Annotated in this window: 18 protein-coding genes; 8 read left to right on the plus strand and 10 right to left on the minus strand. The window is 62.5% G+C overall.

What is annotated here, in order from left to right; translation table 11 throughout:
- Positions 1-9: 9 nt before the first annotated feature.
- From ABVQ20_RS26845 to ABVQ20_RS26875, 7 genes are all read right to left on the minus strand, one after another.
- A complete protein-coding gene (locus ABVQ20_RS26845) occupies positions 10-1,314 on the minus strand; it encodes a DUF6638 family protein (RefSeq protein ID WP_354462677.1) in 1,305 nt (434 codons plus the stop codon).
- A 109-nt stretch (positions 1,315-1,423) separates the two neighbouring features.
- Positions 1,424-1,816: an endonuclease domain-containing protein gene (locus tag ABVQ20_RS26850; RefSeq protein ID WP_354462678.1), complete on the minus strand. Its 393-nt coding sequence runs from the start codon at positions 1,814-1,816 to the stop codon at positions 1,424-1,426.
- Positions 1,817-1,917: 101 nt separating this feature from the next.
- Positions 1,918-3,828, minus strand: coding sequence for an AAA family ATPase (locus tag ABVQ20_RS26855; protein WP_354462679.1), 1,911 nt, complete (start codon positions 3,826-3,828; stop codon positions 1,918-1,920).
- A gap of 48 nt (positions 3,829-3,876) precedes the next feature.
- On the minus strand, positions 3,877-5,022 hold the full coding sequence (locus tag ABVQ20_RS26860; protein ID WP_354462680.1) for a hypothetical protein: 1,146 nt from the start codon (positions 5,020-5,022) through the stop codon (positions 3,877-3,879).
- 26 nt (positions 5,023-5,048) lie between these two features.
- On the minus strand, positions 5,049-6,137 hold the full coding sequence (locus ABVQ20_RS26865; RefSeq protein WP_354462681.1) for a hypothetical protein: 1,089 nt from the start codon (positions 6,135-6,137) through the stop codon (positions 5,049-5,051).
- 300 nt (positions 6,138-6,437) lie between these two features.
- Positions 6,438-6,827, minus strand: a complete 390-nt coding sequence (locus ABVQ20_RS26870; RefSeq protein ID WP_354462682.1) for a c-type cytochrome — start codon at positions 6,825-6,827, stop codon at positions 6,438-6,440.
- Between the two features lie 76 nt (positions 6,828-6,903).
- A complete protein-coding gene (locus ABVQ20_RS26875; protein WP_354462683.1) occupies positions 6,904-7,761 on the minus strand; it encodes a LysR substrate-binding domain-containing protein in 858 nt (285 codons plus the stop codon).
- 100 nt (positions 7,762-7,861) lie between these two features.
- Between ABVQ20_RS26875 and ABVQ20_RS26880 the strand changes: the two genes are divergently transcribed.
- On the plus strand, positions 7,862-8,758 hold the full coding sequence (locus tag ABVQ20_RS26880) for a DMT family transporter (RefSeq protein ID WP_354462684.1): 897 nt from the start codon (positions 7,862-7,864) through the stop codon (positions 8,756-8,758).
- Positions 8,759-8,782: 24 nt separating this feature from the next.
- Here the strand turns inward: ABVQ20_RS26880 and ABVQ20_RS26885 are convergent, their stop codons facing one another.
- Entirely contained in the window at positions 8,783-9,394 is a 612-nt protein-coding gene (locus tag ABVQ20_RS26885; protein WP_354462685.1) for a thymidine kinase, read from the minus strand.
- Between the two features lie 238 nt (positions 9,395-9,632).
- Here ABVQ20_RS26885 and choX point away from each other — a divergent pair, with 238 nt between their 5' ends.
- The 4 genes from choX (at position 9,633) to ABVQ20_RS26905 (ending at position 15,108) form a co-directional block, all read left to right on the plus strand.
- The gene (gene choX, locus ABVQ20_RS26890) at positions 9,633-10,568 is read left to right on the plus strand and encodes a choline ABC transporter substrate-binding protein (RefSeq protein WP_227345593.1); all 936 of its coding nucleotides are present in this window, start codon (positions 9,633-9,635) and stop codon (positions 10,566-10,568) included.
- A gap of 132 nt (positions 10,569-10,700) precedes the next feature.
- On the plus strand, positions 10,701-11,555 hold the full coding sequence (gene choW, locus ABVQ20_RS26895) for a choline ABC transporter permease subunit (protein WP_354462686.1): 855 nt from the start codon (positions 10,701-10,703) through the stop codon (positions 11,553-11,555).
- Positions 11,552-12,733 carry a choline ABC transporter ATP-binding protein gene (gene choV, locus ABVQ20_RS26900; protein ID WP_354462687.1) on the plus strand — a complete coding sequence of 394 codons (1,182 nt, stop codon included), beginning with the start codon at positions 11,552-11,554 and terminating at the stop codon, positions 12,731-12,733. The genes choW and choV overlap by 4 nt, the downstream gene beginning before the upstream one ends.
- A gap of 215 nt (positions 12,734-12,948) precedes the next feature.
- On the plus strand, positions 12,949-15,108 hold the full coding sequence (locus ABVQ20_RS26905) for an autotransporter outer membrane beta-barrel domain-containing protein (protein WP_354462688.1): 2,160 nt from the start codon (positions 12,949-12,951) through the stop codon (positions 15,106-15,108).
- 131 nt (positions 15,109-15,239) lie between these two features.
- On the opposite strand, the gene ABVQ20_RS26910 is transcribed toward ABVQ20_RS26905, so the two are convergent.
- Together ABVQ20_RS26910 and ABVQ20_RS26915 are read right to left on the minus strand one after the other, a co-directional pair.
- A complete protein-coding gene (locus tag ABVQ20_RS26910; protein WP_354462689.1) occupies positions 15,240-16,649 on the minus strand; it encodes an ATP-binding protein in 1,410 nt (469 codons plus the stop codon).
- Positions 16,646-17,362 (minus strand): response regulator, encoded by a 717-nt coding sequence (locus tag ABVQ20_RS26915; protein WP_354462690.1) that lies wholly within the window; start codon positions 17,360-17,362, stop codon positions 16,646-16,648. The genes ABVQ20_RS26910 and ABVQ20_RS26915 overlap by 4 nt, the downstream gene beginning before the upstream one ends.
- A gap of 234 nt (positions 17,363-17,596) precedes the next feature.
- Between ABVQ20_RS26915 and ABVQ20_RS26920 the strand changes: the two genes are divergently transcribed.
- The 3 genes from ABVQ20_RS26920 (at position 17,597) to ABVQ20_RS26930 (ending at position 18,771) form a co-directional block, all read left to right on the plus strand.
- A complete protein-coding gene (locus ABVQ20_RS26920; protein WP_354462691.1) occupies positions 17,597-17,893 on the plus strand; it encodes a hypothetical protein in 297 nt (98 codons plus the stop codon).
- Between the two features lie 37 nt (positions 17,894-17,930).
- Entirely contained in the window at positions 17,931-18,200 is a 270-nt protein-coding gene (locus tag ABVQ20_RS26925; RefSeq protein ID WP_354462692.1) for a hypothetical protein, read from the plus strand.
- A 250-nt stretch (positions 18,201-18,450) separates the two neighbouring features.
- Positions 18,451-18,771, plus strand: a complete 321-nt coding sequence (locus ABVQ20_RS26930) for a hypothetical protein (protein ID WP_354462693.1) — start codon at positions 18,451-18,453, stop codon at positions 18,769-18,771.
- The last annotated feature ends 34 nt before the right edge of the window (positions 18,772-18,805 follow it).

An 18,805-nucleotide genomic window follows, 5' to 3' on the forward strand; every position in this document is an offset into this window, starting at 1 on the left:
GTCACCCCCTCAGTCAGTCAGGCCATAGAGGCGCGTGCGCAACGCCACCTTGTCTTTCAGATATGTGGTTTTCAAAACGTCCACAATATGCGATCGCCAGGCATCGCTGAAGCCTCCATAGTCCTTGTAGAAGCCGTCCTTGTTGAAGATGTAGCGCGAGACGAAATCCGTTGGAACAAAGTCGGAGATCAGGCGGTTGGTCAGCCAGGCGTCCGGATGATCTGGCTTTGCCCGGATGACGAGGAAGCGTTGCTGCGGCGATACATCATCGATCCTCAATTGGCCGAGCTGGGCGATTTCGCGCTTGGCGGCGTTGAGGAAGGGGAAATTGCCGTCCTTGGTAATCAGGTCGGCATGGTTCTGGATCCAGGCCTGCAGCCAGACCTTGTCGACATCGGTCAGGTTGCGGTCGGGCTCGGCGTCGCGGATCAGCGCGCGAACGATCATCTCGGCGCGATGTTCGAGATAGCCGGATGCCTCGATCCATGAGGCGCGGGGCAGCTCGATGCGGCCGGTGGTGGCGAGGAACTTGAACACCTTGTCGGCATCCTTGATCGACAGATAGCTCACCTGCCATGGCCGCGAGCGGCGGAAGCCCGGCGCCGCCGGATCGCCGATCACCGTCGTCATGTCCGGATCGACGAACACGTAAAGGCCGCCGAAATGGCTGGTCCAATAGGCATTGTGGCGGAAGATCACCTGGTCGGGCACCAGCGCGTTCTCGCGGATGTCTCCACAGACTTTTGCCAGCTCCACCATGCGCGTGAGCATGGCGTCGTCGCGCCAGGCATCGGGCTCCTGCTTCAGCCGGTCGACGAGCTTGCCGAGCTCGGCGGCCTTGCCCAGCACATCCTCGGCCGACAGCACCTTGAACTCGACCTGGTTGATCGACAGCAGGTCCTCGATGTCGTTGACCTTGGGGACGGAATCCTCAATCTCGCCGTAGATCACATCCTTGATGGTCAGCGCGTCGATGGCGCGCTGGTTGCTGGTCATGAACTCGAACATCAGCTGCGAGGTGTTGGAGAAGGCGGTGTGGACCACCGGCAGGTCGATCTGCGACGGCGTCAGGATGATGAAGCGGCGGTTGACCTCGTTGGGATCGAGATAATCGTAATCGCCGCATTCCTCGGCGACCTGCGGCGAGAAGCCGGTACGGTCGATCTCGAAGCTCTCAAGTTTGGTCGGCTTCTTGCCGAAAGCGGCCAGCGCCTTGTTGTAGCGCTGGATGAGATGCGGCTCGTCGATGGTGAGAAGGCGGCCGTAGATCAGCTCGTTGTCACGCAGAAGATCGGATTTGCGGGCGGGGCTCATGCGTGCAGTTCCAACAGATTCTGCGCTGTAAGATTTGTCGCCAACGCCGACGCCCCCCTCTCCCCGTTCTTCACGGGGAGAGGGTTAGGGTGAGGGGCAGCGCGACGGGTCAAGGACATGTCTCTCCATAGCCTTTGGCAGCAAAAAATCGAAGATCATGTGTTTCGATATGACGTTCGAGGCGGCCTTCTATCGCAGCCAAGATCGTCTCAAGAACTGCTTCTCTGTCTTTCAACACGTCGACGTTCCAAAAGCGTAGGACAGACCAATGATTCGAGACCATGAAGTGATCCCTGATCTGGTCATAGCTGTTGTTGGCATGCTGACTGCCATCGATTTCCACGACAAGCTGACACTCCCTTCCTATCGGAAATTGCCGCACGAATTTGTGGCCGTTTAGTCTGCGATCGCGCAGTTCGAGCCAAAGGGCGCCTTCGGCATCGTTATCCGACTGACGCAGCCGTCTTGCTCGTTTCGTTGTCGCGATTTCTGGTCCACGCATGCGCTGCCCCTCACCCTTACCCTCTCCCCGTGAAGGACGGGGAGAGGGGGGCGTCAGCGTTGGCGCCAAACCTTTCAACACCTGCGGGCTGCGAAGGAGGATTAGGCATTCCAAAGCCCCTTCTTCTTCATCTCCTCCATCTCGTGGCCGGCCCTCTCGCGCAAGCGGGCGTCGCGCAGCAGCTTTTCCACCGCAGCGTCGTCGGACTTGTCGGAATAGCGGAACTCGCTGTCGGCGTAGCGGTTGATCTCCTGCATCACCATGTCCATCGAGAACGGCCCGCGCAGGTCCTCGATCATGGCTTTCTTCTCGTCATAGCCCTTGTGCATGAAGGCTTCCGGTTTCTCGAACCATTCGTCGGGAAGCTCGATGTCCATGGCGCGCATCTTGATGGCGTCTGTGACGTTCTTGATGGCGCGGCCGGTGAAGCGCGGCTCGGCAGCCTTGATCAGGTGCAGGTAGGTGCCGATGTCGGCCATCGACTTCGGTTCGCCATTCTCCTTCATGTAGCGCTCATAGACCCGCATCAGGCTGTCCTCCTGCGGCTTCTCGTGCTCCTCATAGGCCTCGGTCACGGCGCGCTGGATTTCCTGCGCGGCATAGAGCTTGTGCGGCCCAAGCGGTATCTTGTGGTTCTTGCCGGCGAGCAGAACGAAGATGTCGATATAGTCGTCGCGGGTCTGCGGCCCGTCGACCAGCCAGCGGGCGCCGGCGCGCTGGCGTAGCGCATCATCGACGTTTTCGGGATAGTTGGAGAACATGCCGAACGAGCAGTTGCCGCGCACCACGGTGGAGGCGCCAGCGAAGGCATCCATCAAAACGCCGGTGATCTCCTGCTGGCCGGCCGAGGCGCGGTCGTCGGAGCGGCGCGCCGCCACCTGGTCGATATCGTCGATGGTGCCGAAGCCGATGACGCGCGGGTTCAAGACATTGTTGATGAACTGGCGGCAGTTCTGGCCGGACTTGCCCTGATAGGACGAGATCTGGTCGACGCCGAAATTCTCATAGGCGAAGGGATAGGCGGCGACCTGGCAGTAATCGTTGACGAGACCGGCGATCATCTGGATCAGCGTCGTCTTGCCGGTGCCGGGCGCGCCGTCGCCGATGAAGGTGAACAGGAAGCCGCCGAGTTCGACGAAGGGGTTCAGTTCGCGCTCGAAATCATAGGCCATCAGCATCTTGGCGAGCTTGACCGACTGGTACTTGGCGATGTGGTTGCCGACGACCTCTTCCGGCTTCTTGAAGGTCATGACCAGCGGCTTGGAGCGCTTGCCGGGCGCCACGTCGAAACCGTCCAGGGTGAAATCGTCGGCGTCGATGCGGATATGGGCGTTCTCGAACGGGCCGATGCCGTCGAAGCGGCCTTTTCGCGCCAGCAGTCCATCAATGGCGACGCGGGCGAAAGCGCGGGCGCGGGTCATCAGGTCGGCGTCATCCGAAGCGCCAGCAATCGCCTTGTCGAGGCCGGCAAGGATCGACTTCACCGCATCCTGCGGCGTGTTGAACAGGAAGTCGGGCTCGGGCGTATCGTTGGGCGCCTCGCCATCGCTGTCGATCAGCTGGAACAGATAGGAGGACAGGCTGAAGGCGGAAATGTAAGCGGAGGCTGACAGAAGCTTCTTGAAGGCGGCGGCGTCGTCGCCTTCGAGCGGGGCGCGGGCGTTGCGCGCCTGCAGGCTTTCAAGATCGGAGCCCTCGGCGAAGACATCGGCGATGGCCAGCGCGATGGCCGCGCCGCGCCGGGCGCGAAACAAAAGCGTGTGCTGCGGGATGGTCAGCAACTGGTCGTCGGGATGGACGGCTGCGACGCTCTTCGACAGCTCGACCTCGCGCGTGCGGCGCACCGAGCTGACCGAGACGGTCGAGACGAAGCGGCGGTTGGTGCCGGCAAGTGCGGTGCCGGACTCACGCGACGGATCTTCCAGCACGACGATGCGGGTGATGAAGCTCTGCGCGGTGGCGCGATGCTTTTCGATCGCCGCTTCCGGGATGGTGGTCAGGCCGGTGTCCATCAGATTTTCCTCTCCGGGAAGGGCAGTGCAGCCGAAACCAAGCTTGCCTCAAACATCCGAGATCACCTGTCCGTTCGACAGGATATGAACCTTGTAGCCGGCAAATATCTTCTGCGCTTCGCCGGCTGCGTAGAGCGCCTGATAGGCCTCATGCGGGATCAGCGCGTGGTTCTCGTAGCTCGATACGCCCTGGCGCGCGGCTTCGAGGTCATCGGTGTTGATGAAGAATTCCTGCGTCGTCTTCTCGCTCGAAAACAGCCCCTTGCGGCCGGGTTTCTCACCCTTGGAATAGACCTCCTGGATGGTCCAGGTCAGCAGCCAGGCATTTTCGGGCTTGCGCACCTTGGCCAGAACCTCGGTCACCGTCGAATTGTTGTCGGTAATCCCCGCCGAATAGAAGGGGCCGAGCACGACACGGCGCAGCTGCTTTGGGTGCAGCGGCTCGAAATCCTTGTCGAGGTTGACGGCGATGGTCGCCGGCGACAGCGTGTAGGCCGAATTCTTTTCGGTGAAATCGTCGAAACGGTGGGCAAGCTCGGGATTGAGCAAGCCGTCGACCGGCAAGGGGATGTCGACCTTGTCATTCAGCTTGCCGTTCTTGTCGACGAGTTGCCGGATCATCGCTTCGGAGGAATCCTCCACCGTCACCATGTAGACCAGCGGCAGGTTGGCGCTGCCGTCGAAACTGGCCCAGTGGACGAGATAGTAAGGGCGCCCGGTCTTGGGATTGACCGAAACCTTGGCCGTTTGCGCCAGCGTGAACGGGCCGAAAGTGGTCTCGCTCTTGACGTCCTCCAGGTACAGCCGCTCGGCCATCGACTTCTGCAGCGCGGCGGGGAATTCCTTGCGGCGCAGGATGAAGTCGGCCATCTCCTCGCGCAGTTCGCCGGGCTGCGGAATGTTGGCAAGCCGGCTATCCGCCTGGCGGCGGTCGTTCTCCAGTTCAAGCAGGTTCTGGAACACCGGAAAACCGCTCTCGGCGCGCGAGATGCGGAACGTGTCCATGAAGCCCAGCCGGTTGCGCCAGCAGGAAAAGGACTTGTCGAGCCGGGCGATGTATTCGGCAACGATGCCGGCGACGATGCCATGCCGGTAGAGCGGCGAGCGGTCGTCGCGCATGAACACTTCGAGGCCGGCAAGTGCCGCAGTGATGGCCGAGAAATATCGCGCCGCCGCTTCGTTTTCGGGGGTCATGATGCTGGCCCTGAGGAGTGCGGCAATTACGACTGCACGTAGTTGGCCGCGTTGTGCTTCTTCAGCACGTCATCGAAGCGGCGGGCGAAGGCGTCGTCGGCCAGCTTCTTGCGGCGCTGGATGTCGGCGCTGGCGACCATGTTCTTCTCGTGCATTTCAAGGAGGTCGCCAATGTGCTTTTGCGAGGCGGCGCCGATGCCGGCCATGGTTTCCTCGGCCGTGTTGTCGACCCGGCTGCCCAGCGTGTTGATCTTGTGGGCGACGTCCTGCTGGGCTGCGGTCTTCAGCGAGTCCTCAAGTGCCTTATAGAGCACGATGCGCTGCTCGGTATCGATGGTCAGCTTGTTGATCAGCGTCGACTGCGCGGCGATCTGGTTGTTGAGCGAGTCCACGAAGGTCTGGAACATCGAGGTGTAGCGCTCCAGCGTCTGGCTTTCGGCCAACAGTTCCTGCTCCTTGGCCTGCTTCTCGTTGTACTCGGTGGCGAGCTTCGAACGGTCGCCCTCAAGCTGCGTGCGGTCCTTCTGGCTGGTCGACGCGGCAATCTTGTTTTCGATGTCGAGCAGCATCGGGTTCAACTCCTCGATGCGCTTCTGCACCGCCTCGAGGTTGGACATAGTGGTCTTGCGGCGCTCGATCACCTGCGACAGGCTGGCCTCGGAGGTCTTGTAGCGCTGGTCGAGGATTTGCTTCTGCGCCTTCAGGATGCCGACGATGGTGTCGGACTTCGCCAGCAGCTCCTGCAAATTGCCGGCAAGCGACATGTTGCGGACGCGGTCGGTGCGCATGCGCTGCTTGCGCTGGGCCGAGAAGATGCCGACGAAATTTTCCCAGCCGGAATAGTTCTTCATGCTCTCGAATTCGGCGCCGAAGACATTGGTGGCGTCCTCGAGTCCGATGATGAGGTCGGCGATGTTGCCCTCCATCACCTTCTGCTGCTTCAGCACGTCCTCGATGCGGGCATTCTCGATGTCGAAATTGGCGTCGCCGATCTTCTTGTCGGCGGTGGCGAGCGTGTCGAGCACGGTGCCGGATTGCTCGATCTTGGAGCGCATGTCCTGCACGACCTGTTTGGTCTTGGCTATTTCGGCATCGAAATTCTGCAATGTCGCCATAGGGGCCTCCCGGTTCGGCATCAGGTCGCTGGTTGCGAACAGCGGCGAATATATGTGGGGCACCCGGGGATTGAAAGGCGCAAGACAGGGCCTGCCGCGAAAACAAAAAAATCCGTCACGGCCTTGAATGGCAATGGAGGCGTGGTCATGGTGTGATTAGCTGCACGGCTAAGTGTAGTTCAATTGCCATTGAACTTCCATGCCGGCAAAGCAGTCGATCCCGGCCGGTGCGGACGCTGCGAAATTCGACCGAGAACTAAGCCGTTGCATTCCTGCGGTATCAGGCGAAGTCCGCGCCGCTCAGGGTTTGGGATCGGCCTTCAGATAGGCGATGACATTGGCGATGTCGTCGTTGCTGCTCAGGCCACCAAAATACATCTTGTTGCCGGGCACCTTCAGCTTGGGAGCCTTGAGATATTCGGCAAGGTTGGCCTCGTCCCAGACAAGGCCGGCGGCACCCGCAGCCTTCATGGCTTCCGAATAGTGGCCAAGAAAGCTCTCGGCCGTGCCGGCGGTGCGGCCGACGACGCCCATCAGGTGCGGGCCGACCTTGTCGCGGTCGGTCGCTGCTTCATGGCAGGCGATGCATCTGTTGAAGACCTGTTTGCCAAGCGCCGCATCGCCGGCGGCATGGGCGGCGAGGGCGCCGGCAAGGAGAAGGACACCGGCGGACGAGACGGTTCGAAGCATGGCTGACCCCGACGAGTTCTGGCTGGGAGCGCAAGATAGGAGGCGCGCCTTAACAAAGGCTGCATCCTCGCGGATTTCAGGCGTCCTGCGCCAGGTCGCGGCGAAGGAAATCGTTCAGCCGGTCGACGGCCGGCGTGGTCGAGAGCGGATTGCGCAGGATGCCGATCTCCAGGTCCGGCAGGACCGGAAGCCGCTCATTCGCGCCGATTATGCGCAGCGAAGCCGGCACGCTGCGCTGGGCTAGGCCGGCCACCGCCAATCCGGCCTGCACCACCGCGATCAGGCCAAGCAGGCTGGCGCTGGAATAGGTGCAGCGGTAGGAGCGATCCACATCGCCAAGCGCCTGCAGCACATTCATGCGGGCGGCGCATCCCGGCTCGAACAAAGCGACGGGCAGGGGATCGCTCTCCCAGGCGACATGGTTGGGCGAGGCGACCCAGACGAAGCGCTCCAGCCGGATCACCTCGAGCGGCTGGTCCGGCAGGCGGGTGATGATCGCCAGGTCGAGCCTTCCCTCGGCCAGGGTCTTCACCAGCGCGGTCGACTGCTCGCAGATCAGTTCCACCGTCACCAGCGGATGATCCGCCGCGAAGCGCGACAGCACCGGAGGCAGAAGGAACGCCGCATAGTCGTCGGGAACGCCGAGTCGCACGCTGCCGGTTTCCTTCGGCCGCGTCACGCTTGCCCATGCCTCGTCCGACAGCTTCAGCAGACGGCGGGCATAGATCAGGAAATCCTCGCCGATCGCGTTGGGCGTGACGGTTCGAGGACCGCGCACCAGAAGCTGGTTGCCGACCATCTCCTCCAGCCGCTGCATCTGCATGCTGACGGCCGACTGGCTGCGGCCGACCCGGGGCGCGGCATTGGACAGGCTGCCGCTTTCGACGACGGCGACAAAGGTTTTCAGCAGGTTGAGATCGAGCGGAGCGGCCATGATGGTATCAGCATATCGAATAGATTCTTCCAAATCTATTCGCTTGTTTGAGAGCGATCCTACTGGCCAGATGGTTTCCGATCCATTCGAGGACCCTTTGATGAAGGACCTGCCAACCGCCCGCTTTCCGGCTGCGAGCCTCGCCCTGGCGATGGTGATTGCCGGCACGGTCGGCGCCTTCGTGACGGAAGCGGGGCTGCACCCCGTGACGATCGTCTTCTGGCGCTGCGTATTCGCTGCCATCTTCCTCGGCGCATGGTGCCTGCTGCGCGGCTATCTGCCCGACCGCACCCTGTCCTTGTCCCGGCTCGGCCTTGCCGCCCTTGCCGGCGCCTGCATGGTGCTGAGCTGGACGGCGTTCTTCGCCGGCTTCGCCATGACGTCGATCGCGACCACGACGATCGTCTATCACGTCCAGCCCTTCTTCGTGGTGCTGATTGGCGTGGTCTTCCTCAAGGAGCGCATCTCGCTCGACCAGGTCCTGTGGATGCTTGGAGCGTTCCTCGGCGTCGTGCTGGCCAGTGGCCTCGTCGTTTCGCATGCGCAAGCCGGCACGTCCTGGGCGCTGGGCATCGCGCTGACGCTGGGTGCGGCGCTGCTCTATGCGGTGGCGACGATCATCGCCAAGGGCCTGGGCCAGCAACGCGCGGAGATCACCGTGCTTTGCCAGACGATCGTCGGCATCGTCATGCTGGCTCCGTTCGCCGATATCGGCCAGCATGTTCCCGCGCATGCATGGGGCTGGCTGGTCAGCATCGGCGTTGTTCACACCGGCATCGCCTATGTGCTGATGAATTCGGCCTTTCCACGCCTGACGACGCCGGTGATCGGCATCATCACCTTCATCTATCCGGTTGTCGCCATCATCATCGACTGGGCCGTCTACTGCCATCCGCTCGGGCCGGGACAGGCCGCCGGCATGGTGCTGATCGCGCTTGCAACGCTTGGCGTGCGCCTTGGGTGGCGATTCCCGATACGACGTGTCTCGGCAGCCTGACGCGCGGCGCGCGGCAAGAGATGTTCAGGATTTCATGAAGCCGATGAAATCGTCGGGCGCGGCGCGGCCCATTTCTTCTTCCCAGTGGCGGCGGCAAAGCGAGACATAGACGTCCTTGCCGATCGCCACCTGTTCGCCCTGCCGGGCCACCTTGCCGTCGGCGCCGAGGCGCACCACCATCGTGGCCTTGCGGCCGCAGCGGCAGATTGTGCGCACCTCGCGCAAATCGTCGGCGATCGCCAGCAGGGCGCGCGAGCCGGAAAACAGCTTGCCCTGGAAATCCGTGCGCAGGCCGTAGCACATCACCGGAATGTTGAGCCGGTCGGCGATGCGGGCAAGCTGCCAGACCTGCTCCTCCTCGAGAAACTGCGCCTCGTCGACGAACACGCAATGCACCGTCGTATGTTCGTGATGCTCGGCGACCCTGGCGAACAGGTCGTCGCCGTCGCGGAACATCTCGGCCTCGGTCTCCAGGCCGATGCGCGACGAGATCAGCCCGGTATCGCCCTTGCGATAATGGCCGGCGACGAACAGCATCGTCGTCATGCCGCGCTCGCGGTAATTGTACGACGCCTGCAGCAGCATCGTCGTCTTGCCGGCATTCATCGTCGCATAGTTGAAATAGAGCTTGGCCATGCCGCCTTTTAAGCCGACTTGTCGGCGCGCGGGGAGGGGGCGCCTCGACAGTCCACCAGAAAACGACGCGCTTGGACGAGAAAAGCAGGAAGCGTGTCGCTGATCGACCATTCCGCGCCGTTGATCGTGATTGCCTTGCCGCTTGAATCCGCTCCAAAATGATGTTTGGCTGACGAAACAAGGCGGGCAGAGAAACCGTAACTTCGCTTCGCCAAAGAATCACAATGGGAGAATGACTATGTCGCGTATGAATTCCTTCGTCGCAGGCCTCGGTCTTGCGGCTCTGCTGTCCACGAGTGCCGCCTATGCCGGTGATGCGGCAAGCTGCAAGACGGTGCGTCTCTCCGACGTCGGCTGGACCGACATCCAGGCAACCACCGGCCTCACCTCGGTGCTGCTCACCGCGCTCGGCTACGATCCGAAGGTGATCCAGCTTTCGGTGCCGGTCACCATGGCGTCGCTCAAGAACAAGGACCTTGATGTCTTCCTCGGCAACTGGATGCCGTCGATGACCAACGATATCAAGGATTACACCGCCGACGGCTCGGTCGAAACCATCAGCACCAACCTGACCGGTGCCGGCTACGGCATCGTCGTGCCGACCTATGTCGCGGACGCCGGCGTCAAGTCGCTGACTGATCTCGGCAAATTCAAGGACAAGTTCAACGGCAAGATCTACGGCATCGAGGCCGGCAATGACGGCAACCGCATCATCCTCGACATGATCAAGAATCCCGCCGACAAGCTGGATGGCTTCGAACTGGTTGAATCCTCCGAAGCCGGCATGCTGACGCAGGCCGAGCAGTCGATGAAGAACAATGAGTGGATCGCCTTCCTCGGCTGGACGCCGCATCCGGTGATGGGTGCCATGAAGATCACCTATCTCGACGGCATGGGCGACAGCGGCTTCGGCGCCGCCACCGTCTTTACCAATGTGCGCAAGGGCTACACCACGGAATGCCCAAATGCCGGCAAGCTGATCGCCAATATGAAGTTCAACCTGGCCATGGAAGGCGAGATGATGGACGCGATCCTCAAGGGCGGCGACGCCACCACGGTGGCGACCGCCTGGCTGAAGAAGCATCCGGACGCGGTGGCACCCTGGATCGCCGGCGTGACCACCTTCGACGGCGGTGACGCGGCTGCCGCCGTCAAGACCGCGCTCGGAAGCTGAGCCGACTGAATTCGGCGAGGCCGAACCAGGAAGGGCAGCCATCTTAGAAAAGGCTGCCCTTTTTCATATCCTGTGACAAGATGACGTTGCGCGAGCCGAGAGCAGGGTGGCTCCTGGACGAAGAGGGGTGAAATGGATCCGATTTCCCAATTCATGATCGATCACAAGATCCCGATAGGCGCCTGGGGCAAGGCGTTCTTCGGCTTCCTTACCGACAATTTCGACACCATATTCAGGGCCTTCTCCAATGGCCTGAATTTCCTCCTCGACGGGCTGGTCAACGTTCTGCTGCTGGTGCCGCCGGTACTGCTGGCGCTCGTCATCGCCGTCATTGCCTGGCTGCTGCAGCGCTCGCGGCCGCTTGCCATCGGCGTCTTCCTCGGGCTGATCTTCATCATCAACCAGAATCTCTGGAAGCAGACGGTGCAGACCCTGGTGTTGGTCGTCGCGGCAGCCGCCATGGCGATGGCCATCGGCGTGCCGATGGGCATCTGGGCCGCGCACAAGCCGAAGGTCTACCGGGTCATGCTGCCGGTGCTCGACCTGATGCAGACGCTGCCGACCTTCGTTTACCTGATCCCGGTGCTGACGCTGTTCGGCCTCGGTAACGCGCCCGGCCTCATCGTCACCATCATCTTCGTCATCCCGACCGCCGTCAGGCTCACCCATCTCGGCGTCGTCTCGGTGCCCAAGGCGATCGTCGAGGCCGGCGAGGCGTTCGGCGCCACCAAGAGCCAGCTGCTCTGGAAGGTGGAACTGCCCTCGGCACTGCCCACCATCATGGCCGGCCTTACCCAGTCGATCATGCTGTCGCTGTCGATGGTGGTGTTCGCGGCCCTCATCGGCGCCGGCGGCCTCGGCACTGAAATCAACCGCGCGCTCGGCTCGCGCAGGATCGACCTTGGACTTGAAGCTGGCCTTGCCATCGTGGTGCTCGCCATCGTGCTCGACCGGATGACCCGCATTGGCGTTGGAGGCAAGAAATGACCGTTGCTGTCGATTTCAGGAACGTCGATATCGTCTTCGGCGCCGACCAGGCGGGTTCCCTGGCGCTGATCGACGCCGGCGCCACCCGCGCCGAGATCCTCGAAAAAACCGGCAATGTGCTGGGCTGCGCCGGCGCCAGCCTCACCGTGCACGAGGGCGAGATCTCCGTGCTGATGGGCCTGTCCGGTTCGGGCAAGTCGACGCTGCTGCGCGCCGTCAACAGGCTGAACGTCGTTTCGCGCGGCCAGGTGCTGGTCAAGGATGGCGACAAGACTGTCGATGTCGTCACCTGCGACCAGGCGACGCTTCGCCGGCTGCGGCAGAAGCAGGTGGCCATGGTGTTCCAGCAGTTCGGCCTGCTGCCGTGGCGCACGGTGGAAGAAAATGTCGGCCTGGGCCTCGAACTCGCCGGCGTGCCGGAAGCCGAGCGCAAGGAACGCGTGCACAAGCAGCTCAAGCTGGTCAATCTCGAACAATGGTCGAAGAAGTACGCCCATGAGCTTTCGGGCGGCATGCAGCAGCGCGTCGGCCTGGCCCGCGCCTTCGCCACAGAAGCGCCGATCCTGTTGATGGACGAACCGTTCTCGGCGCTCGATCCGCTGATCCGCACCAAGCTGCAGGATGAGTTGCTGCAGCTGCAGGACGAGCTGAAGAAGACCATCATCTTCGTCAGCCACGACCTCGAGGAGGCGCTGAAGATCGGCAGCCACATCACCATCATGGAAGGCGGGCGCATCGTGCAGACCGGCGCGCCGGAAGACATCGTGCTGCGCCCCGCCAACGACTATGTCCGCGACTTCATCGCCAATGTGAACCCGCTGTCGGTGCTAACGGCGTGGAACGTGATGCGCGACCGCCGCGACCTTGAACATGGCGCGGATGGCTGGGTGTGGCTCGACCGACGCAAGACGACGCGCTTCAAGATCGACGACCACGGGCTGGTGGCGGCGGCCGAGCGCGACGGCAAGCCGGCGGTGTGGGTGTCCTGCGCCGATGTCGAGGGACAGCCGGAGGAGGGCGCCCAGGTGTTCTGGGCCAATCCCGGCACGTCGCTCAAGACGGTGATGCTCGCCATGCATCGCTCGCAGACGGCCCCGGTGGCACTGTTCGACGACCAGTCGCGGTTCGTCGGAGCCATCGGCATCCGGGATGTGCTGTCGGCGGTGTTGCGGCGGTAGGCATTCTCCGCCGCTCCTTGGCAGTTCGGACGGACAATGCGGACCGATGCAGGAGCCATCCGGCATCAAATTGGCTCCGCGACCGGCAAAGAGTGGTGTTGCCGATAGTCCACACAAGGCGGCCGGTATACAGGAATGCCCGGGGACCTGACCTTGTCTTTCGCGTCCGGTCAGTGCAGGGTTTCGGCAATGCGTACTCTTACGCAAGGGGCGGGATGATACTCAAGCTGCGCACAAGGGCTCAGGCAGCCGTGGCGATATCGCTTTTCGCAGCGGTGGCGCTTGGCGACGATCCCGCTTTTTCCCAGAGCTTCACCGTCGGCAACGGCCAGGATGTTGGCCAGCAGACGATGAACAATGCCGGCGACACCGGAACTGTCGCCGCAGGCGGAACAGTCGAGACATCAACCGCCAATGAAAACGCGGTGCAGATGTTCAATTCGGGGCAGAGTCTCACCAACTCCGGCAGGATTGGCACGTTCGGTGGCGATGCCTACACCGTGTATTCGACGGGCGCCGATGCGTCGATCATCAACAACGGCTTGATGGTTGCCACCGGTGGCGGCACCTACGCCTACAACGTGTATTCGACGGGCGCCAATGCAACGATCATCAACAACGGGACTATTTTTGCCGGTGGCGCGGGGTCCGCAGGCATCGTGTCCGAGGGCAGCAATGCGGATATCATCAACAAAGGCACGGTCATAGCCGAAGGCGCCAACGCGATGTTCGGCATCATCGCCAATGGGCCCGGCGGGCATGTGGACAACCAGGGTTTCATCGGGGTTGCCGGCGACTCGTCCGCCGCCATACTTGGAGGCAGATCCGACCTGACCATTTCGAACGGCGGCTCTATCGAGGTCCATGGGGACAACTCTTCGGGCATTGCCTGGGGACCCGATCCCCTCGGTCCCCCGGGGCTCCCGACCGGCCTGCGGGTGACCAATTCCGGGTCGATCGCGATCTTCGGAGATAACTCCACCGCCATTGGCGCCGGCGGCGATGATATCGTCATCGTCAATACCGGCGCTGTTTATGCGTCCGGGGACGCATCGACCGGCATCGGCACCCATTTCGGCAGCGCCGTGATCACCAACTCCGGCTCGGTCATTGTCAGCGGTGCGAATACCGTCAGCATCGCGGCAAACGGCCCCAACTCGGTTATCACCAATTCCGGCACAGTCTTCAACGACTTCAGCCAGGGCACAAGCACGGCCATCCTCTTCGGCGCGTCCAACGCAACGCTGAACCTCCTGGCCGGCACGGCCATCCAGGGGCCTATCACCTTCTCCGGCTCCGGCAACACGGTGAGCTTCGGGCCGGCGCTGAACGCCGTCATGACCTTTTCGGGAAGCGGAGTTCCGCAGACCATCCTGACCGGCGGGCGGCCCTTCGTCGTCAATGGCAACCAGGTGGCGGTGGTCGACATCACCGGTTTTGCCAGCGCAGGATCGCTGGTCGTAGACCTCGCCGACGCGGTGACCGGCGTTGTCGAGACGCGTCTGACGACCCCGCATGATGATGTGCTTGGACCGCGCTCCGGTCCGGACGCCTGGCTGTCGACATTCGGCGGGGTTCGTACCCAGGACGGTTCGGGCGCCGCGGCCGGGTTCAACCAGGTGCTTGGCGGCATCGTCGTTGGTGCCGAAAGGCGTTCGGGCGACGGCTTCCTGGGCGGCGTGTTCGTAGGTGCCGCGACAGGAACGACCGACGTTGACGACAACGCGCAGGAGATCACCCACCGCAGCGTGTTCGCGGGCGGCTATCTCGGCTATGACCTTGGTCAGCGCTTTGCCAATCTGTCTTTCGTCGCCGGCACGCTCGACGAGCGCAGCAGCCGCAGTGTTGCCAACAATCTCGTGCTCGGCGGCCTCGAGACGGCACGGGCGGATTTCAACGGCACTTTCGTCAGCCCGGCGCTGACACTGGGCACGCGGCTTCCGGTTTCCATGGGCACGCTGATGCCAAGCGTGAGGCTGCGCTACGCAGGTCTCTTCGTCGGCGACTATACGGAAACGGGTTCCGATGCCGATCTCAGTGTCGCGCGTCGCGACGTTCATCTGTTCGAAGTGCGCGGGCAACTGGCGCTCGCGATGCCGCAAGTGACGACGCCGACCCAAGCCTGGCAGACCACCTTGCGGGCCGGCATAGAAGGCATAGCCCAGAGCAGCGGCGACGTTTCGGCCACGCTGCTTGGCCAGGACATCTCCTTCGCCTCCGGCGCGGACAAGACGGCGGTGCGCGGCTTTGCCGGCGCCGACGTCGCGGCGGCGGTCGGCCATGGCATGATGTTGGATAGCGGTTTTGAGGTCGGTTATGGCAGCGACAACGCTCTCACCGCCCGAGGACAGATTCGCCTCAGCAAGTCTTTTTGAAGGGGCACGGGGCAGCCGCCCCTGGCAAGCGCGTCGCATCAAAACGGATTGATGCAACACGCATTAAGCTAAGCCAAGCCCTTGTTCTTATGTCCATTCTATCACCCGAACGTTGCGCACTTTTGGGTGCATCACGCCGCCAGCGGCAGGCGCAGCTCCGTCAGCAGACCGCCGCCGGGATAGTTGGACAGGCGGATCTCGCCACCGACGCCACGGGCGATGTTGCGGGCAATGGTCAGGCCAAGGCCAAGGCCGCCGGTCTGGCGGTTGCGGGACTGTTCAAGGCGAACGAACGAGCCGAACACCGAGTCGAGCTGAGCTTGCGGTATGCCCGGCCCCTCGTCGCGGATGGCCAGCGTGACGGTGTTTTCCGATCGCTGCAGGGTCAGGTGCGCCCGCTTGCCATAGGTCACGGCATTCTGGACGAGATTGGTGACGCAGCGCCGAAGCGCCACCGGCCGCGCGATGCAGATCAGGCCGCGCGGATGCGTCTCGTCATCCTCGAACGAAACGGCCTCGAAACCGTCGGCGACAGCCTCCACGAGTGACAGGAAATCGATCCTTTCATCCTTCTCCTCGGTCACCTCGAAGGTGGCGAAGTCGATGACGGAGCTCGCAATGCCCTCGATGTCGGCAAGGTCATGGGCGAGTGCGGCGCGCGCCGGCGACTTGCGCAGCAACTCCAGGCGCAGCCGCATCCTGGTCAGCGGCGTGCGCAGATCATGCGCGAGCGCGGCAGCCAGATGTTCGCGGTCCTCGACATATTCGCGCAACCTTGCCTGCATGGCGTTGATCGCCTTGGCCGCGGCGCGGACCTCGCGGCTGCCCGCCTCGGAGATCGGCGGGCTCTTCAGATCCTTGCCGATCCTGTTCACCGCTGTTTCCATCATCCGGTAGGGCGCGGTCAGCCGGCGCAGCGACCAGATCGACATGATCACCACCAGGCCTGCGATCAGCGAATAGAGCGGTAGGCTGTCGAGGCTCAGTATCGGGCCGACGGGGGTGTTGGGCTCGGTGAAGTTCAGCCACTGGCCATCGCCGAAGCGCAGCGACGCCGTCAGCTTGTCGCTCTGGGCGAAATTGGCCGACAGTGCCAGAAGGTCGCGCTCCACCTGGCCGATGTCGGCGCCGTCGACCGCGCCGTCGGTGTCATCGGTGTCGGTCGTGGCCGGGTCGCGGCGAACGCGCGCATCGGTGATGCCGAATTTCGACAGCCGGCTGACCATGATGTCCTCGAGCTCGGCCAGTTCGTCGTCGCCGGCGATCGACGAGGTGACGGCGGGCGTGTCCGAAACGGTCAGCGCATAGGCGGAATTGAACAGGCCGGCCGCGGTCACCTTGCGCTGTTCAGGCGTGGCGCCGCTCATCAGCTGCACCAGCGAGAAGGCGCGGTCGTTGAGCCGGTAGAGGTCGACCACGTCATTGGCCGCCACCCGGTCGCGCGACACGATGTAGAGTGTTGCGACCTGGCTGATCAGCAGGCCGGCAATGACGATGAGCAGCACCCAGACGGGCAGCGTCTGCGGCAGGAAGCGTCTCATTCGGACGTCGTCTCGGGCAGGAACTGGTAGCCGCCGCTGCGCACCGTGAGGATCAGCTTCGGTGTCTTGGGATCGTCTTCCATCTTGCGCCGCAGCCGGCTGACAAGAATGTCGATGCTGCGGTCGAAACTGTAGTCGGTGTCGCCGCCCGACAGTTCGATGAGCTGGTCGCGGGTCAGCACCCGCTGCGCGCTCTTGACGAAGGTGTGCAGCAGGTTGAACTCCGCCATCGTCAACTCGACACGGACGTCACCCGGCGCGATCAGCCTCCGGCGCGAACAATCCATCGTCCAGCCGGCGAAGTGGTAGATCTGCTTGGTGGTGGCGCGCTTCGGCTCAGCGGTGCCGTGGCGCCTCAGCACGGCACGTATGCGGGCCAGCAATTCGCGCGGATCGAAGGGTTTGGGGACATAGTCGTCGGCGCCCATCTCCAGGCCAACCACGCGGTCGGTGGTCTCGGTGACCGCGGTCAGCATGATGATCGGCGTCGAATAGCTGGCGCGGATGTCACGGCACAGTTCCAGTCCGCTCTTTCCGGGCAGCATGACGTCCAGGATGATGAGGTCGACCGCCGTGCGGCGCAGGATGGCCTCCATCTCCGTGCCGTCGGACGCCACCGTGGTGCGCAGCCCCCGTTTCTGGAAGAATTCCTGAAGCAGGTCGCGAATGCCCTTGTCGTCGTCGACGATCAATATGTGTGCGTCTGATTTCACAGGTGGCCTGTCATCATGAATTGCATAGTCTTCATTCCATCATCCACACGATAGAATTCAGGCCATATCTTGGCCAGTGGCGAGGGTGGAATTTCAGTCCCGATTTCCCAGAAACAATTCAGAAACAAATTTCTATATTCGGGAAAAACTCGCGAAAACATACGGAGGCATAAGTGGTCACGTGGCGGTCAGGTGAACGGCTGCGACGTTAGTGCCCGGAGTTACGGAAAGCCAATGCAAAGGATCTCGATCAGTCTGATGGGTGCGGTGCTCGGCATATCGCTCGTCACGGCTGTGGTCGAGCAATCGGATGCAAAGGTGCTCACCCGGACCGAACGCTGCACCAATCTCAGCCACCAATTTGACGAAGCCCTCGAAACCCACGCCACGGCAACGCAGGTCACCGCGGCAAAAGCACTTCAGAGAAAGGGCAACCGGTTCTGCGCCAACAAGAAACAGGCACAGGGAATCCGGATGCTCGCCAATGCTCTGAAACTGCTTGGAGTGACACCGATCGACCCGGCTCAGTGACACTCACTACCGACCCGCATAAAAAAGGAAACCAGCCATGAACAAGTCCCTCCTCTCCGCCCTTGGTCTCGCCGTCGCTCTCTCCTTCTCGATGCCGGTTCTCGGCAACGCCCAGACGACGACGACCGCTCCTGCGGCAACCACCACCACTGCTCCGGCCGCTACCGCGCCTGCCGCCGCCAAGCCGGCCGCTGCGAAGCCGGCCGCCGCCAAGAAGACCGTCAAGAAGGCCTGCAAGGCCACCAAGACGCACAAGTGCCCGGTGAAGAAGGCCGCCAAGGCCAAGCCGGCTCCGAAGAAGCCCTGATCCCAGGCCTATCCTAGCCTGAACAAGGCCGCTTCAGTTGAATTCGGCTGGAGCGGCCTTCTTCTATCCGCGCAACCGCAACACCTAGAGCCTGTTCCATCCCGATGGAATCGGGATGGGGCTCTATCTGTTTGTTTGAGCAGGATCTTTTCCGAAAACCGGCTCCCACTTTTCGGGATCATGCTCTATATTCGGCGGGCTGCGGCGATTCTTAACCTGATCGCAATTGCCGCCCGCTAGGGTTATCCGCATGAACACGCGGCCCTCGTCCATTTTGCGCTCGATGGTGCTCGGCGGCCTGGGGGTCTCCGCGCTGGCCAGAGTATTAATCCTGTTGACCGCGAGTCCGGTACCTGATCCGGCCAGCGGACGGACCGAGCCTTCGCTGTTCGCGCCGCAGATTTCCAGGGACTGGGACTACATCACGCCGTTGCAGAACTGGCTGATGATCGTCCTGGCCAGCGCCACGCTGATCTGCTTCGTCGCCTGGGTGCTGGTCGCATGGCGCGAGCACCGTCAGGACGCGACCGGAACACAATCGCGCCGCATGGTCGGCCGCCAGGGCCGTTGAACAGCGGTCGATAATTCCCACATAAGGTATGAAT

The sequence above is a fragment of the Mesorhizobium shangrilense genome, from assembly GCF_040537815.1.
In the GTDB taxonomy this organism is placed as follows: Bacteria; Pseudomonadota; Alphaproteobacteria; order Rhizobiales; family Rhizobiaceae; genus Mesorhizobium; species Mesorhizobium shangrilense.